This is a genomic window from Arthrobacter sp. MDT2-3 (assembly GCF_059090465.1).
The window spans coordinates 884337-899762 of record NZ_JBNHFS010000002.1; the positions used below are offsets into that span (position 1 = coordinate 884337).

Annotated in this window: 15 protein-coding genes; 6 read left to right on the forward strand and 9 right to left on the reverse strand. The window is 65.0% G+C overall.

The window, feature by feature from the left end; genetic code table 11:
- Positions 1–104: 104 nt before the first annotated feature.
- The 3 genes from AC5RUQ_RS09770 to AC5RUQ_RS09780 are packed head-to-tail and all read right to left on the reverse strand — an operon-like array spanning position 105 to position 2748.
- Complete coding sequence (locus AC5RUQ_RS09770; protein WP_493947117.1) at positions 105–974, reverse strand: metal ABC transporter permease; 870 nt, start codon at positions 972–974, stop codon at positions 105–107.
- On the reverse strand, positions 974–1765 hold the full coding sequence (locus AC5RUQ_RS09775; protein WP_493947118.1) for a metal ABC transporter ATP-binding protein: 792 nt from the start codon (positions 1763–1765) through the stop codon (positions 974–976). Before AC5RUQ_RS09775 ends, AC5RUQ_RS09770 begins: the two co-directional genes overlap by 1 nt.
- Positions 1762–2748 (reverse strand): metal ABC transporter substrate-binding protein, encoded by a 987-nt coding sequence (locus AC5RUQ_RS09780; protein WP_493947119.1) that lies wholly within the window; start codon positions 2746–2748, stop codon positions 1762–1764. The genes AC5RUQ_RS09775 and AC5RUQ_RS09780 overlap by 4 nt, the downstream gene beginning before the upstream one ends.
- A 74-nt stretch (positions 2749–2822) precedes the next feature.
- Between AC5RUQ_RS09780 and AC5RUQ_RS09785 the strand changes: the two genes are divergently transcribed.
- Complete coding sequence (locus AC5RUQ_RS09785) at positions 2823–3584, forward strand: CPBP family intramembrane glutamic endopeptidase (protein ID WP_493947120.1); 762 nt, start codon at positions 2823–2825, stop codon at positions 3582–3584.
- A gap of 21 nt (positions 3585–3605) precedes the next feature.
- On the opposite strand, the gene AC5RUQ_RS09790 is transcribed toward AC5RUQ_RS09785, so the two are convergent.
- Positions 3606–4187, reverse strand: coding sequence for a hypothetical protein (locus AC5RUQ_RS09790; RefSeq protein ID WP_493947121.1), 582 nt, complete (start codon positions 4185–4187; stop codon positions 3606–3608).
- 354 nt (positions 4188–4541) lie between these two features.
- Here AC5RUQ_RS09790 and AC5RUQ_RS09795 point away from each other — a divergent pair, with 354 nt between their 5' ends.
- The 4 genes from AC5RUQ_RS09795 (at position 4542) to AC5RUQ_RS09810 (ending at position 8173) form a co-directional block, all read left to right on the forward strand.
- Positions 4542–4982 (forward strand): VOC family protein, encoded by a 441-nt coding sequence (locus AC5RUQ_RS09795; RefSeq protein ID WP_256250015.1) that lies wholly within the window; start codon positions 4542–4544, stop codon positions 4980–4982.
- Positions 4983–5004: 22 nt separating this feature from the next.
- Positions 5005–5958, forward strand: coding sequence for a 1,4-dihydroxy-2-naphthoyl-CoA synthase (locus AC5RUQ_RS09800; protein WP_493947122.1), 954 nt, complete (start codon positions 5005–5007; stop codon positions 5956–5958).
- Between the two features lie 88 nt (positions 5959–6046).
- Complete coding sequence (locus AC5RUQ_RS09805) at positions 6047–7225, forward strand: AMP-binding protein (RefSeq protein ID WP_493947199.1); 1179 nt, start codon at positions 6047–6049, stop codon at positions 7223–7225.
- Between the two features lie 66 nt (positions 7226–7291).
- On the forward strand, positions 7292–8173 hold the full coding sequence (locus AC5RUQ_RS09810; protein ID WP_163166710.1) for a 1,4-dihydroxy-2-naphthoate polyprenyltransferase: 882 nt from the start codon (positions 7292–7294) through the stop codon (positions 8171–8173).
- 43 nt (positions 8174–8216) lie between these two features.
- Here AC5RUQ_RS09810 and AC5RUQ_RS09815 read toward each other — a convergent pair whose 3' ends face one another.
- On the reverse strand, positions 8217–8534 hold the full coding sequence (locus tag AC5RUQ_RS09815; RefSeq protein WP_493947123.1) for a DUF4229 domain-containing protein: 318 nt from the start codon (positions 8532–8534) through the stop codon (positions 8217–8219).
- Positions 8535–8596: 62 nt separating this feature from the next.
- On the opposite strand from AC5RUQ_RS09815, the gene AC5RUQ_RS09820 reads away from it, so the two are divergent.
- Positions 8597–8995, forward strand: coding sequence for a PLD nuclease N-terminal domain-containing protein (locus AC5RUQ_RS09820; protein ID WP_493947125.1), 399 nt, complete (start codon positions 8597–8599; stop codon positions 8993–8995).
- Between the two features lie 51 nt (positions 8996–9046).
- On the opposite strand, the gene AC5RUQ_RS09825 is transcribed toward AC5RUQ_RS09820, so the two are convergent.
- The 4 genes from AC5RUQ_RS09825 to AC5RUQ_RS09840 all read right to left on the reverse strand — a co-directional run bounded on the left by AC5RUQ_RS09825 (position 9047) and on the right by AC5RUQ_RS09840 (position 15425).
- Positions 9047–10534, reverse strand: coding sequence for a dynamin family protein (locus tag AC5RUQ_RS09825; protein WP_493947126.1), 1488 nt, complete (start codon positions 10532–10534; stop codon positions 9047–9049).
- Positions 10531–12417 carry a dynamin family protein gene (locus AC5RUQ_RS09830; RefSeq protein ID WP_493947127.1) on the reverse strand — a complete coding sequence of 629 codons (1887 nt, stop codon included), beginning with the start codon at positions 12415–12417 and terminating at the stop codon, positions 10531–10533. The genes AC5RUQ_RS09825 and AC5RUQ_RS09830 overlap by 4 nt, the downstream gene beginning before the upstream one ends.
- A 52-nt stretch (positions 12418–12469) precedes the next feature.
- Positions 12470–13189: an IniB N-terminal domain-containing protein gene (locus AC5RUQ_RS09835; protein WP_493947129.1), complete on the reverse strand. Its 720-nt coding sequence runs from the start codon at positions 13187–13189 to the stop codon at positions 12470–12472.
- 163 nt (positions 13190–13352) lie between these two features.
- Complete coding sequence (locus tag AC5RUQ_RS09840; protein WP_493947130.1) at positions 13353–15425, reverse strand: helix-turn-helix transcriptional regulator; 2073 nt, start codon at positions 15423–15425, stop codon at positions 13353–13355.
- Between the last annotated feature and the right edge of the window lies 1 nt (position 15426).

Sequence of the window (15426 nt, forward strand, 5' to 3'; positions counted from 1 at the left end):
TCCGGTGCTCGACGGCGGCCTTGGATTTTGGGGAACAGTCCGGCGTGGCCGGCCTGCCGGGTTAGGACTTCATCGCTCCAGCCTGCCTGCACCCGGGCGCCGCGTCAAGCAGCGGCGAGCGCGGCGGCTTTCCTTCGGCGGGCCTTCGCCAGGCGGGTACCGATCAGCCCCTGCCTGGGGCTGAAGAGGTACACGACGGCGAACACCACTCCCTGCGTGAGGACCACCATGGCTCCGGAGGCCGTGTCCAAGTAGTAGCTGAGGTAGATGCCGGCGAGGGAGCACGCAGCGGAGATTACGGGGGCAATCACCAGCATCCTCGAGAAGCGGTCAGTCAGCAGGTAGGCCGTGGCTCCCGGGATGATCAGCATGGCCACCACCAGGACCACGCCCACAGTCTGAAGAGCCACAACGGACGTCAAGGCCAGCAGGCCCAGGAGCAGCGCGCCAAGGCGTTGGGGTGAGAGTCCGATGGCGTGGGCATGGGTGGGGTCGAAGGCGTAGAGGGTGAGGTCCCGCCGTTTGAGGATGAGGATGACAAACGCCACCACTCCCAGCACCAGGACCTGGATCAGGTCCGGAACACTGACGCCGAGCAGGTTGCCGAAGATGATGTGGTTCAGGTCTGTCTGGCTGGGCGTCACCGAGATCAGCACCAGGCCCAGGGCGAACAGCGAGGAAAACACGATGCCGATCGCGGCGTCCTCCTTGACACGGCTCGTGTTGCGGACCACCCCGATCAACGTCACGGCAATCAGGGCGAACACCAACGCGCCCAGCGCAAACGGCGCGCCCACGATGTACGCCAGCACCACTCCGGGCAGCACGGCGTGGGACACGGCATCGCCCATCAGCGACCAGCCGATCAGCACCAGCCAGCAGCTCAGCACGGCACAGACAACCGCGGCCAGGGCGGTGGTGACCAGCGCCCGGACCATGAAGTCATAGCCCAGCGGTTCGAGGAGTATTTCCATCAGTGGTTCACCCGCTTGCCGTCCAGGGTCCTGGAGCCCGAAACCTTCGTGTCAGGCTGGTCCCGCTCCAGCACGTCCAGCCCGAACGCCATGGCCAGGTTTTCGGGCTGCAGCACAACGTCCGGCGGGCCGTGCATCAGTACTTTGTGCATCAGCAGCACGGCTTCGTCGCACAGCTGCGGCAGGGCATGCAGATCGTGCGTGGATACCAGGATGGAGCAGCCGTCCGAGGCAAGCTCCCGCAGGAGGCGGGTGATGGTTGCCTCGGACCTCTTGTCCACACCAGCGAAGGGTTCGTCCAGGAGCATGGTGGTGGCTCCCTGTGCGATGCCGCGGGCCACGAAGGCGCGTTTCTTCTGGCCGCCGGAGAGCTGGCCGATCTGCCGGCCCGCATAGGGTCCCAGTTCCACCCGGTCCAGTGCTTCATCGACGGCGGCGCGGTCAGCCTTGGACGCACGGCGGGTAAAGCCCTGATGGCCGTAGCGGCCCATCATCACCACGTCGCGCACGGACAGCGGAAACTGCCAGTCAACATCTTCGCTCTGCGGCACGTAGCCAATGCCGCCTTCCTTGCGTGCCCTCGACGGCGACTGTCCGTTGATGCGTACCGTGCCGGCGTCGGGCCTGATCATTCCCATGATCACCTTGAACAGCGTGGACTTGCCGGAGCCGTTCATTCCCACCAAGCCACATATGCGGGCGGGCTCAAGGGTCAGGGTTGCTGCATCCAGCGCCCGGACCTCGCCGTAATGGACGGTGACGTTCTCCACGAGAATTGCCGGGGAAGTCATGACCCTGCTCCGGTTGTTGCCCCCGCGAGCGCCTTGGTGATGACGTCGGCGTCGTGCCGGATGAGGTCCAGATAGGTGGGCACCGGTCCGTCCGCCTCGGAAAGTGAATCGACGTAGAGGGTCCCGCCGAACGCGGCTCCGGTAGCGCCCACCACCTGCTGCATGGGGGCGTCGGAAACAGTTGACTCACAGAAGACGGCCGGGACCCGATTCGCTTTGACGTACTCGATGGCCCGGGTGATCTGTTGCGGCGTTGCCTGCTGCTCGGCGTTGACGGCCCAGATGTAGACCTCGGTCAGCCCGGCGTCACGGGCCAGGTAGGAGAAGGCGCCTTCACAGGTGACCAGGGCCCGCTGCGTTTCCGGGACACCTGCGAGGCTGGACTTCATCTGGTCCTGCACAGCCTGCAGCTCAGCCTTGTACGCGTCGCCGTTGGCCTTGAAGGCCCCGGCGTTGTCCGGGTCCAGCTTGCTGAATGCCTTCACCATGTTGTCCACGTAGATCTGCACGTTCACCGGCGACATCCACGCGTGCGGGTTGGGCTTGCCCTGGTAGGAGTCTTCGCTGATGGACATCACCTGCACGCCCTCGCTCACCACGGCGTGCGGGACGTCCAGGCCTTCGACGAACTGCCCGAACCATGCTTCCAGGTTCAGGCCGTTGTCCAGGATCAGATCAGCCTTCGATGCCTTCCGGATGTCACCGGGAGTTGGTTCGTAGCCATGGATTTCGGCGCCGGCTTTGGTGATCGACTCAACCGTGAGCTTGTCCCCGGCCACGTTCCGGGCGATGTCAGCGAGCACCGTGAAGGTTGTCAGCACCACGGGCTTGCTGTCGGTGCCGTTCCCGGCGGCACCCCCTCCGCAGGCGGTCAGCAGCAGGGAAAGCACGACGGCGGCTGCCGCGGCGGCGAGGGACGTTACCCGCCGCACGGGGCTGGTTCGGGCGGCTACTTTGGCGCACCGAAATGGAAATTTAGGCATACCGAACATTCTAGGCGAAGCACGATTCGCCCGGCAACGCCAGTAGGGAGGTCGGGGGAAGCTAGGCTGAAACCATGGCCACCGCACACCGAATACCACCCGCACCACAGCCACAGCTCTACCGGTTTTCGCCTCTGGATTTCATCGCTGTTGTCCTTTACGTAGGCCTTGCAGGTTTTTTCGTCCTGGCCGGTCCACTGATCGCACCCGTCCTGCGGCAGGTGGCACCCACTCCTGCCGCCGCCTCCTACGCGATGAACCTGCTCTTCTATGCCGTCGTGGGCATACTGGCTGTCGTCGCCGCCCGCCGGGTGGTGGGCCGTGACTTGCGGGTACTGGCCACCCGCCCGTGGTTCACGTTACTGATGGTCCCGGCCGCCGTAATTGCGATGATGATCCTCTCCGCCATCGTGGTGGCGGCCAGCGGCAGTGTGGAGACCTCCGAGAACCAGGCAGGACTTCAGGCCTTGATGCAGCAGGTTCCGGCGTGGCTGATGGTCCCGCTGCTGGTGGTGGTGGGCCCGTTCGTGGAGGAATTCATCTTCCGCCACCTCCTGATCGGCAAGCTGAGCCGACGGGTAAACATCTGGGTGTGCTGCGTGTTGTCCGTGGTCCTGTTCGCCGCCCTGCACGTGGTGGGCCGCGAAGCCCTCACCCTCACAGTCCTGCTTCCCTACCTGGCCATGGGGGCAACGCTGGTGTTCGTCTACGTCTGGACCGGCAGGAACCTGGTGTTCTCCTACTTTGTCCATGCAGCAAAAAACCTGCTGGCGGTGGTGTTCATCTACGCCATTCCGCCGGAATTCTACGAGCAGCTCCAGCAGGTTCCGGCCTGAGCAGTCATCCCAGGCGCCAGCCTAGGAGGACTGCTGGCTGAGGGCCCGCAGCGAAAAGACCTGCCTGCCTTTGGTCCTGCCAGTGATGAACACCTTTATCCCCTCTGAAGCATTCGTCCCGGCAAGGTACCGGTAGTTCTCGCCGGGGTTGTAGGCCGGTGGTGTGTCCGGATCCGCAGGAAGGCCGGGACCGAATTCGATAACCTCCGAGCCCACCCGGTAGCGCCCCATCCCCTCCACCAGTTGGAAGGCGTCAGGTGAACCCAGCGGCAGCACGCCGTCGAGCACTCCCCCGGGCCGGAAGGTGAGTTTCAGGGCAAAGGAGGTGTCCGCGCCGTCGAACCCGACGCTCAGGAGCGTTTGGTCGCCCTGGCCTCCACCACAATCTCCGTGTCCAACCGGTGCACCACGGTGGGCCGGCTGCTGAAGTCCATGCCGGCACTGAACTTGCCCCCCATGCTCGAGCGCGTAGATTCCGTCTTTCCGCCGCTTTTCGGTGCGAAGGGGCAGGTAGAAATTCGCCGCCACTGTCTCGGAGAGCAGTACCGTGTTGCCGTTGCCGAAACGGAGGAACGTGGGGTTGCTGGCCAGCCCGGACACCACACCGGGAACCAGGTCGTCGCAGCCGCCAAACGCCGTGGTGACGGAGGCCCCGCTCCGGAAGCGGTAAAGGCCGCAGCTCCCCAGTGACGCCTGCGCCGGGGCGAGCGCCGCGAGCAGCTCCGGCGCTCGCCCCCGGACTGGACCAAGGGAACGTCCGACGGCGATGGATGGGCTTCGGGGACAGCGTCGGCGGCCCGATGTGGCTGGGAGGAGGACTCGGTGTGGTGGGTTTCCAGCATCGCCTGGACGTGCTGGTCCGCCGCCTCCACTTTGCGCCCTACAAATCCTCCGGGCCACGCACGCGGAAACTCGCAGCACCTACCGTAGGAGCACCTGCCACCGTACCTTGGTGGGATGGGACTGAACATCCAGATTGTCATCGACTGCAGGGATCCGCACTACCTGGCCGACTGGTGGGCCGAATCGCTCGAATGGGCGGTGGAACCGCAGGACGAGGGCTTCATCCGCTCCATGATCGAGCAGGGGTTCGCCACCGAGGACCAGACAACGGTGCACAACGGCAAGCTGGTGTGGCGGGAAGGCTGTGCGATCCGCCCACCGGAGGAACTGGAGGCAAAAGCACCGGCCAGGCGGCTCCTGTTCCAGACGGCCCCTGAAGGCAAGACCGTCAAGAACCGCGTGCACTGGGACCTTGACTTGGCAGGGCGGGACAAGGACGAGGTGCGCCGGGAACTCGAGGCCCGGGGCGCCACTTTCCTTTGGAGCGCCAGCCAGGGGCCACATTCGTGGCACACCATGGCGGACCCTGAGGGCAACGAGTTCTGCATCAGCTGACCCCGATTACTAGACTTGGACGGTGAGCAACCAAATCCCCGCCTCGGTGTCCGACGTCTTCGATCCCACCCGCTGGCGTGTTGTGTCCGGCTTCGACGACTTCCAGGACATGACCTATCACCGGCAGGTGGAGCGGGATTCCGACGGCGAATGGGTGCGCGACCTGCCCACGGTGCGGATTGCCTTCAACCGCCCCGAGGTCCGCAATGCCTTCCGGCCCGGCACCGTTGATGAGCTGTACCGGGCGATGGACCACGCCCGGATGTCTCCTGATGTTGCCACTGTGCTGCTCACCGGAAACGGCCCCTCCCCCAAGGACGGCGGGCACTCGTTCTGCTCCGGCGGGGACCAGCGGATCAGGGGCCGGGACGGCTATCGGTATGCAAACGGCGAGACCCAGGAAAGCATCGATCCCGCGCGCGCCGGGCGGCTCCACATCCTGGAAGTCCAGCGGCTGATGCGCACCATGCCCAAGGTGGTCATCGCCGTAGTCAACGGCTGGGCAGCCGGCGGCGGGCACTCCCTGCACGTCGTCTCAGACCTCACCATCGCCTCACGCCAGTTCGGCAGGTTCAAGCAGACGGACGCAACGGTCGGAAGCTTCGACGCCGGGTACGGCTCGGCCCTGCTGGCGCGCCAGATCGGGCAGAAGTCCGCCCGCGAAATCTTCTTCCTCGCCCGCGAATACTCCGCGGAGGACATGGTTCGGATGGGTGCCGTCAACGAGGCCGTGGACCACGAACGCCTCGAAGAGGTTGCCCTGGAGTACGCCGCCGATATCGCCAGGCAGTCGCCCCAGGCAATCCGGATGCTCAAGTTCGCTTTCAACCTCGCGGACGACGGCCTGGCGGGCCAGCAGGTGTTCGCCGGCGAAGCCACCCGGCTGGCTTACATGACTGACGAAGCGGTGGAGGGCAAGGAAGCGTTCCTGGAAAAACGCGATCCGGACTGGTCCGGCTTCCCGCACTACTTCTAAGGCAGGACGCTCGATGAACACCGATCCCCAAGGTAATGAAATCCTGAACACCGGATCCCTCCGAGCAGGCACGCCCGGAAGCGGCGTCCTGGACATCGACCCGGCGCTGAAGGCGCTGGCAGCCGCCCTCCACGGCGAGGGCCCCGCCGTCGAACTTTCCGTGGGTGAAGACGGTGCCCTGGTTGTGGGCCACCTTGAAACGCCCGGCTGCGATGATGCGGTTGCCGTGGTGCGCACCTCCGGTTCCACCGGCGCCCCCAAGGCCACGGTCCTGACGGTGGAATCCCTGGCCGCTTCCTCGATGGCCACCGCGCTCGCCCTGAAGGGCGAGGGCCAGTGGCTGCTGGCACTGCCCGTCCAGTACGTGGCCGGAATCCAGGTCCTGGTCCGTTCGCTGTTCGCGGGCACGCGCCCGTGGGTGATGGACATGTCCGGCGGGTTTACACCCGAAGCCTTTACGGCCGCCGCACAGGAACTGACCGACAAAATCCGTTTCACCTCGCTGGTCCCCACCCAGCTGCAACGGTTGCTTGACGCGCCGTCCCCGGAGACCCTCGCGGTCCTCCGGCGCTTCAACGCCGTCCTGCTGGGCGGCGCGCCCGCCCCCGCCTCGCTGCTGGCGGCCGCTAGGGATGCCGGCGTCCGGGTCATCACCACCTACGGTTCGGCCGAGTCCTGCGGCGGCTGCGTTTATGACGGCTTCCCGCTGGAAGGGGTGTCCATGCGCGTGGAAGAGGACGGCCGCATCCTGCTGGGCGGCGACACGATCGCTGCGGGCTACCTGGAAGCACCGGATGAAGCCGGGAGCACCTTCTTCGAGGAGGACGGCGTGCGCTGGTACCGCACCAGTGACCTCGGCAGCATTGACGACGACGGGCGGCTCACCGTCCTGGGCCGCGCCGACGACGTGATTATCACCGGCGGGATCAAGGTTTCCGCCGCGCACGTTCAGGAGGAACTGGAAAAGTCCGACGCCGTCGCCGCCGCTTTTGTGGCCGGCGTACCGTCCGCGGAATGGGGCCAGGCCGTGGCAGCTTACGTGGCCTTGGCCACCCCGCCTGAAGGGACCGCAGCGCCCGCGGAGCCAGCCGGAACCGGAGGGACCGGGGACCACGCCGTCGTCCTTGAACAGGAGTGGCACCGGACACTGGGCATCCTTGCGCCGAAAACAGTCCTTGCGGCGTCCTCCCTGCTGATGCTGCCCAACGGCAAGCCAGACCGCCTGGCCATGGCCGCCCAACTCAACGCCCTGCATCAGGGAAAGTAAAGTAGACCTGCACCACCCGGCGGGCCCCCATCCTGCCGCCTTCCCCAACAACGCGAGGTACTGACCGTGGCCACAGCCGCACAATGGATCCAAGGCGCCCGACTCCGAACACTGCCGGCCGCGATTGCGCCGGTACTGATCGGCTCCGCCGCCGCCTATGAAATGGATTCGTTCCTGCTCTTCAACGCCATCCTCGCGGCGCTGGTGGCCCTCCTGCTCCAGGTGGGCGTGAACTTCGCGAACGACTATTCGGACGGTATCCGCGGCACGGACGATGACCGTGTGGGCCCGCTCCGCCTGGTGGGCTCGGGCGCTGCCAGCCCCGAGCACGTGAAGCGTGCCGCCTTTGGTGCCTTTGCCGCCGCGATGGTTTTCGGGCTGATCCTGGTGGTAATCACGCAGAGCTGGTGGTTGATCCTGGTGGGGCTCGGCTGCGTGATGGCGGCCTGGGGCTACACGGGGGGCAAGAACCCGTACGGCTACATGGGCCTGGGCGACGTTTTTGTGTTTGTGTTCTTCGGGCTGGTGGCCACCCTGGGCACTACCTACACGCAGGCGGGGCAGATTAACCTGCCGGCCATTATCGGCGCGATCGGCACCGGCTTGATCGCCACGGCGCTCCTGATGGCCAACAACGTCCGCGATATCCCCACCGACATGCAGGCCGGCAAGAAGACACTCGCGGTGCGGCTCGGCGACAAGCATGCCCGGGAGAGCTACGTGCTGATGCTCGCCGTAGCCATCATGCTGGTGGTGATCCTGGCCCCCGGGCGGCCGTGGATGCTGATCGTCCTGCTGCTGATCCCGGCCTGCCTCATGCCGGCATGGCTGATGATCAACGGCCGCAAGCGCAAGAGCCTGATCCCGGTCCTGAAGCAGACCGGCCTGATCAACCTCGGCTACAGCCTGCTGTTTTCACTGGGTTTGGTGCTGAGCCACGGCTTCTAGGACTGCCGGGGCCGCGCGGCTTCTTGCCGCCGGGGGACTTGCGCTACAAACTGTTGCGCTTGGGGTCCTTGGCGTCATTGCTGATGGCGACATCCGGGTTGGCGTCCAGGAGGGTGTCCTCCGCGTGGGCGTCCTGGACTTCATTGGCTGAACGGATCGGCTTTGCCTTGCCCGAGAAACGGTGGTGGATGGCCGCTGCGGCCTCGTCCCGCTGCTTCTGGAAGAAGAGGTAGCTCACGGCGAAAGCGATCAGTGCTGCACAGATCACGGACATCAGCACGCCCAGCTGAAGGAGCATAAAAACCACAAACAGGGGCGCGAACAGAGCCAGGCGGATCAGGGAATATTTCAAAAAGGCCACTATTCAAGTTTAGCCGCCTCCCGCCCAAGGCCCCTGCGCCTCCTGACGATAGACTTAATGGCATGCTCCTCCGTGTGGCTTTGGCCGTCGCAGTCCTCGTCATCTTTGTGTATGGCCTCGTGGATGTGATCCGCACTGATGGACGCCTCACCCGAGGGATCTCCAAGCCAGCCTGGATCGTTGTCATGATCGTCCTGCCAGTGGTCGGCGCCATTCTCTGGCTCCTGATCGGCCGGCCCCGTGGCAGCTCCCCGCAGCAGCAGAGCCAGCGCCATCCCACCGCGCCTGACGATGATCCGGACTTCCTCCGCAACCTCGAAGCCCGCCGCCGCAACCAGGCAGAAGCAGAGCGCCTCAAGAAGCTCAAGGATGAGCTGGATGCCAAGGCGAAGGACGACGGCAAGGGCAGCGGCAAGGACAAGCACGAGACCGACGAACACGATGCCGACGGCCTGAAGTAGGGGCGCATCGCTGAAGGGCAGCCGGCGGGCTCCCCGTTGTTAGGCGGGTTGTTAGGCTGGCTGGCGTTGGCGGGCCGACGATTCCGCCAGCACACCCTCGCAGCTGCGAACGACAACCCGGCAGGCATCAAGGGCTGCACGGTCAGTCAGCGGGTTCTCGGCCACGGCGCGCCATCGAACCAGATGGCGGCGAGCCTCATCAGCGAGCTCGCCCGGCGTCGTGTCTGCATCCAGCCCCAGGCGAGCGTATGACGCTGCGCCCCAGCCGCCGAGCAGGCCCTCAGCCTCCGCAGCCAGTTCGGGGCTGAGCGGCACGCCCGTGGTCCGAAGTGTAGCGAGCAGCCTCAGTTCCCTGAACTCATGCGCGTTGGCCTGAAGCCGCTCCAGGTCTGCGGCCAGGTGCCCGGTCCCCGGGCGGGGGGAAGTGCGCAGCAGCGATTCCACTCCCACCAGGGCAGTCCGGGCCTTCAATGCCTCGGCACGCGCCTGGAATTGGCGGTCCAACAGGTCCAGCAACGGATCCAGGCCGCTGCGCCTCGCGAGCTCGTGCGCCAACGGGGTGGGTTCGTTGAATCCATTGGGGATCAGGACGACGGCCAGCCGGATGCCGAACAGCCCGTATTTCTCCAGCAGGGAGGCCCTGGACTCCGCACTCAGCCCTTCCGGAATGGTGGACCGAAGGAACCTGTCAGCCGAGAGCAACATCTTTTCGCGGTCTGCGCGGTCCAGTCCCGCCAGCAGTTGAAGTGCGGCGAAGTCCTGCTGCCGCATTGTCCGGGCGCTCTGGGCAAGGAGGCCAGCCACCGGCACCACTCCCAGTGCGAGCTTCCGCAGGTTATGGTCATGACGGTACCTGTCCGCAATCTCTCCTGCGGAAAGCAGCGAATCGATGCGGCCCCCACCCACTTCATCGGCCCTCGCGAGGACCGCTATTGCGTTGACCGTGCCCGAGCGTCCCGCTTCCGTGTCGCGGAAGGATTCGAGGAACCGCAGGTCGGCGGCGTGCATGTGGCGCATGAGGTAGATGATCGCGTCCGCTTCCGACTGCGTATCCGCTGGGGCCAGGAAGGTGGTGGAGCGGGCAGACACATCTTCGGACAGTGAAGCGATACCGGGGGTATCGATCAGGGTCATGTTCCGCAGCGCCGGCGACGGCCATTCCACGTCCAGCCGGTCCACATCCCTGGCCTGCACCTCCCCCAGCACGAACACAAGCCGGCCATCCACGCGTTTGAGCGGCAAAATCCGGGGCTTGCCGTCCAGTGGATACAAGGTGATCCGTGGAGTGTGCCCGTGCCGATACCACGTGATGATCCGGGTACATTCGCCCGTGTCTGTGGGCGCTATTTCCTCGCCGATTATCGCGTTGAGCAGGGTGGACTTGCCGGCTTTCACCATGCCGGCAATCGCAATGCGCAACGGCTCCTCGAGCCTCCGGGCAAATCCTTCGAGAACTGCGGCGCTTGCGGGATCATCGCCGTAGACTTTCAATGCCTCCTGGACCAGGTCCACGGCTCCCGCAATTGTTGAGCGATTCATTGTGCGCCCTGATGAGTCCTGTTTGCGGCATCCGATACTTCTGCAGCAACTGCTTCCGCCGCGCGGTAGAGGGCATCCACCTTCTTGAGCTCAGCCGTGATGTCCCTGATGCGGGCGCCCTTCTCCAGAGCGTAGGTGTTGGCGGCCTTCTGTGCCGCCGAGACAGAATCGGCGAGGGAGCGGTGATGCTCGTCCGCTATCTCGGTGAAGTGGTCGCGGATAGTGCGCTGCACCAGCCGCAGCCGGTCCTTCAGTTGCTTGCCAACCTGGAAGGTAACGTCATCGAGCTGCCGCCTGACCAGGGCCTTGGCTTCAACCTGCCGGCGCTTGAGCCGCGCTTCCTTATCTTCGCGGTAAGCCTTGCGTCCCAGCAGTAGGCCGGCGCCCAAAGAGAGCGGGTTGATGAGTGCCATACCGAAGATCCCGGTCAGGAGCCCGAACATGAGCACCCCGCCGTAGGACCCGCGCATGCCGATCAGCACCTTTTGCACCGGATTCACGTGTCCTGAATCCATTCCGGGCATCGCATCCACGGGATTTATCAGGTCTACCGAATTGGAGGCGTGCATCACCGGCAACCTCGCTTCCTCTGCCGCGAAGTGTTCAGCCACCTGGGCAGCCAGCCATTCCGCCCGCTCGCTGGTTAAAACGAAGGTGTCAGAAATGGCGGCGGCAACACATTCCTCCAGCCACTGCGAAAACTCCGCCCAGACGGGCCCCGGGTCCTCCTGCTCGATGGCTGTTTCGGCTTCGCGTTGGACTTGGCGAAGGCGGTTGCGGAGATCGTACTCCATGTCGGCGATCAGGTCGCTGACGCCGTCGTTGAGCGTGATTTGCCAGCGTGCCGAGCGTTTCCGCAGGTCATCCGCTTCTGCCTTTGCCAGCTCCAGCTCCGCTATCATCTGGGGGGTGCCTTCAGGGTTTTCGAGTGCTGCAAGCTCAGATTGCAGGGAAAGGCGCAGGTTTTCGGTGACCCCCAGCAGGTCCTGGCTGACCGAGCGGCCCTGGATGCGCTGCGCCTGCCCCACGATCCCGTTGCGAAGGTAGGCAATTAATTCAGGGAAGCCTGATTCAACGTTCAGTTCACTGTCCTGCAGCCGTGCTGCTTCGAGGCGGAGGTCGGAGGACACGGGAAACAGCGGAATATCGGCGGCGACCGTGCTGAGGTGGCATCGGTCCATCTCTTCAACCCGCCGCCAGTCGGGGTAAAGGTCGGTTTTGGTCAGTACCCCCACAACGTTGGGGGTGATCCGCATGGCCTGGCGGAGGAAGCGCAGCTCCGGTTCGGTGTACTCCTGCGAGGCGTCCGAAACCAGGAGCATCGCATCAGCCGTGGGCAGTGCCGTGAGGGTGGCCAGGGTGTGGGCCGACCCCATGCCCCCCACACCTGGTGAATCGATGACGCTAAGTCCGCCGGCCAGGATCTTGCGGGGCAGGCATATTTCGGCAGCCAAGAGTTTCTTGCTGTTCCCGGGGTTCCCCTTTTCGGAAACATAGGCCGGGAGCTCGGCGATAGGGATTGGCTGGCGCTCAGCGTTGCCGTCGTCGCCAGGGTCCGCGTCTGCTTTGGGGGTCAGGACCGCTGCCGACGCCGGATCCCCGTAGCGGACAACCGTGGGCACCGAGGTAGCGATGTCGTCGTCAACAGGGCATGCCGGTGCGCCGACCAAGGCATTGATGAGCTTGCTCTTGCCCTGCTTGAACTCACCCACCACGATGACCCGGATGCTGGGATCCCTAAGCCTCCCCAGGGTCAGGTCGAGGCGTTTTTTGAGATCCTCCCGGTCTCCAGTGCCGACGAGTTGAAGGCCGTGCTCCACAAGTTGGATCAGCTGCCCAGCCGTCACCGCTGTCAATGGGTTTGCCGGTCCAGTTTCTGCCACAGCCAGTCCTTTGCCTTATGCCTCAGATCGGTTATAGCACCTGAACCGGCTCCTAGGCATCAAACTCCAAATGGTCCTCCGTCTCCTCAGCGTCAGCGGCGTCGTCGACATCGCTGAGGACCGGGTCTTCCTGGGTGAAGTTGGGCTCGTTATCGAAGTATGCGGCCGTGTCCTCGCTAAAGGAATCACTGATGGAGATGGATGGGCTGGTGGTGTGGCCCGTATTCTCCGCGTGGGCATCAGTGGCAACGCCAAAGTCGAACAGGTTGTCGATCCTGGTATCGGCGAAGCCCATGTCGCTTCCAACACCGGGGGCAGGGCTGTCGAAGGCAAGCGAGTCACTGTCGAACCATTGCTCAACGTCGCCGTCCGCCCAGATGTTTTGGCTCACGGACTGGTCCATGACGGCGCCGCGGTCATCTCCCGCGGAAGGGTAGGAGTAATTGGCTACTACGTGATGAAGCTGCTCCACCGCGTGTCCGTGGTCATCGTGCCCGCCGGCACCGGGAGGCGGAGTCCAGCCACCGCCGGCAAGGCCGGTGCTGGCGTCGTTGCCGCCGGGGTTGTACTGCTGGTCGAAGCGGGATGCATTGACGCTGATGGGAGCGTAATCCAGGACGACTGGCATCGCGGCATCAACATCCGCGGAACGGACACCGGCCAGGCCGTGGTTCTCCAGCACGCCTTCGGGATCATCCAGGAAGTCCTGCGCCGCCTGGCGGTCACCGAAGAGGTTCATTAGGAACTGGACGACATCCTTTGCGACTGTCATGTGCTGGTCCTCAAATCTTTTCTGTTGTCCGATTCTCCGGCCTGGATGTCGAGCCTGGATCAAACGTACTGTTGCTGCCGGGGACGGGGCATCGGGGCGGTTCCCCTAACCGGTGGTCGCCCTCGTGGGGAACCGACACCGAACCTCTTTGGGGCGTTAGGGGCTAGTCATCGGCTTGACTTTCCGGGCCCAAGGCAACCCGCAGCTTAGCCAGCAGATCCGAACGGTTTTCAGCACCCAGCCGGCGCCGCATCCGGGCGATGTGGTGCTCCGCGGTCCGGGGGGAGATGTAAATGGCTTCGCCAATTTCACGGTACGTCTTGCCATCAAGCACCAGCCTGGCGACTTCTTTTTCCCGTTCGCTAAGCCCTGCGCCATCCGGATGCATCGTGTTACCCGTATCGGCGGCGGGAGCATTGCGGGATTCGGCTGGCACGGATGCACCCGTGCCAGCCGAACTGGCCTGCGGGTGGAGGTCCCGGGCGCAGGACAGCAGGCGCACCATGTCTTTGCGGTCATCCGACCGGGCTGCCGCGTGGCCGGCAAGCCTGGCTCCTTCCCAACGCATTCCCACGCCGCCCAGGCCCCGCGCCGCCGTCTCGACATCGTCAGGATGGAACCGCTCGGCCAGCACGGTTACCCAGGCTCTCCCGGCCGCCGCGAATACGGCGGCGATGTGGCTTTGCCCTGCGGCGCGGGCCAACGCCGCGGCATGCGGTGCCAGGTCGGCGGGCCGCTCGTTCAGAAGGGCTGCCTGGACTGCCGACCAGTGGAATGGTACGGCCCACAGCGGCGGATCTCCGAGGCGCTCCAGCAAGTTCCATGCCTCATCAAGGTAAGGGCTGACCCTGCGGCCCTCGCGAAGGCGGGCGGCTGCGATCATCAGCTCGCCCCACGGCAGAAGGCTGTACAGGTCTACGGCCGTGTGGAGCGTCGCTTCACGCGCCCGTTCCCAAGCCTTGATGAGCCCGGGAACGTCACCGTTACGGCGGGCAATGCCCACTTCCAATGCCGAACAAAGGAACTCGTCCCGCGGCACCAGCGGCCAATGGTTCGCCTTCGATGCCTCATTGATGGAGAGCCGGGCGTCATCGAGCCGGTCCTGCATCATCGCTGACCATGCTTTCAGCAGGAACAGCCTTGGCTTGGCTGCATCGCCCCCCTGACCAGCGGCAGCTGCTGACCGGCAAATTGTTTCCGCCAGGTTCGGCTCCCCGCTGTTCAGGGCCATCAGGGCTGCCAGCGCAGCCGGCGTCTCGGGCAGGGGAAGTACGGTACCCGCTGCGTTGAGCATGTCCGAGGCATGGATGAGCATCTGGAGGCCCTGATGGGGGTCGCCGGCAAGCGACTGGAGGATGCCTTTGCCGGTTTGCGAAAGGGTGGTTGCGAGCAGCGTCGGGGACGCCGGTGGTGCGTCGGCGCGGAAGATGGCTTCCGCATCGGCCCGGTTGCCGGAGCCAATCAGGGCAACGGCAGCAAGGGGTCCGGATGGGCCCAGCCGGGAGGGTCCCAGCCAACGGTAGACGTCGGCCCCACGGCCCAGCATGCCTCGCTGGGCCCAGACGGCGGCAGCAACGTCGGCGGCACGGCGCACGTCCGGCGGATCCTTCTGTACCAGGAGGGTGTCCACAATGCGGGCAGCGGTATCAAGGTCGCCGTTGGCAGCGGCCGCCTGGGCACGCCGCGCCGCGGTGGCTGTCTCGTCACTGCCGGCCAGGAGGGCTTCATCGTAAAGCTGGTACGCCAATCCGGGATCGTGCTCAAGGGCCTTGTCGCCGGAACACTCCAGTTCCGCTGCCACGCGCGTATCGGCAAGTCCGGCTCGGGCCAGTTCCCGGGCGAGGTCTCCCAACGGCTGGCCGTTCGCTACGTAAACCGTCACGAGCTCCCGCTGGAGGGCATGCACCTTAGTTGTGGGGGCGACAGTGAGCAGCTCATGCTGTACAGGGCCGGCGACAGTTCCATCAGGAGTCAAGAGGCCAGCGGATTCTGCCCGTTGCATCAGGGCATCAAGGCTGCCCGCCCCGTCGCCGTCGATCCTGCGCTGCAGCTCAGCGGGCAGCGGTCCCGGCAGGGCAAACCCTACCGACAACGCCAACAGCAGTTCCCGGACGGCTCCATTCTCGCCCTCGAGTTGGCTGGCCAGGGGCTCTGCACTGTGGGGTGCAGGTCCCTGGTGGTCCTGCGTCGGAGGACGAAAGGCGGGCTTTTGTGCGTGCGACTGATAGCTGACCATC

What these genes read in the sequence shown, in the direction of transcription:
- AC5RUQ_RS09825 (WP_493947126.1), bottom strand. Translation starts at nt 10,534, where the DNA reads ATGAATCGCTCAACAATTGCGGGAGCCGTGGACCTGGTCCAGGAGGCA.
- AC5RUQ_RS09775 (WP_493947118.1), bottom strand. Translation starts at nt 1,765, where the DNA reads ATGACTTCCCCGGCAATTCTCGTGGAGAACGTCACCGTCCATTACGGC.
- AC5RUQ_RS09840 (WP_493947130.1), bottom strand. Translation starts at nt 15,425, where the DNA reads ATGGTCAGCTATCAGTCGCACGCACAAAAGCCCGCCTTTCGTCCTCCG.
- AC5RUQ_RS09835 (WP_493947129.1), bottom strand. Translation starts at nt 13,189, where the DNA reads ATGACAGTCGCAAAGGATGTCGTCCAGTTCCTAATGAACCTCTTCGGT.
- AC5RUQ_RS09770 (WP_493947117.1), bottom strand. Translation starts at nt 974, where the DNA reads ATGGAAATACTCCTCGAACCGCTGGGCTATGACTTCATGGTCCGGGCG.
- AC5RUQ_RS09780 (WP_493947119.1), bottom strand. Translation starts at nt 2,748, where the DNA reads ATGCCTAAATTTCCATTTCGGTGCGCCAAAGTAGCCGCCCGAACCAGC.
- AC5RUQ_RS09820 (WP_493947125.1), top strand. Translation starts at nt 8,597, where the DNA reads ATGCTCCTCCGTGTGGCTTTGGCCGTCGCAGTCCTCGTCATCTTTGTG.
- AC5RUQ_RS09795 (WP_256250015.1), top strand. Translation starts at nt 4,542, where the DNA reads ATGGGACTGAACATCCAGATTGTCATCGACTGCAGGGATCCGCACTAC.
- AC5RUQ_RS09785 (WP_493947120.1), top strand. Translation starts at nt 2,823, where the DNA reads ATGGCCACCGCACACCGAATACCACCCGCACCACAGCCACAGCTCTAC.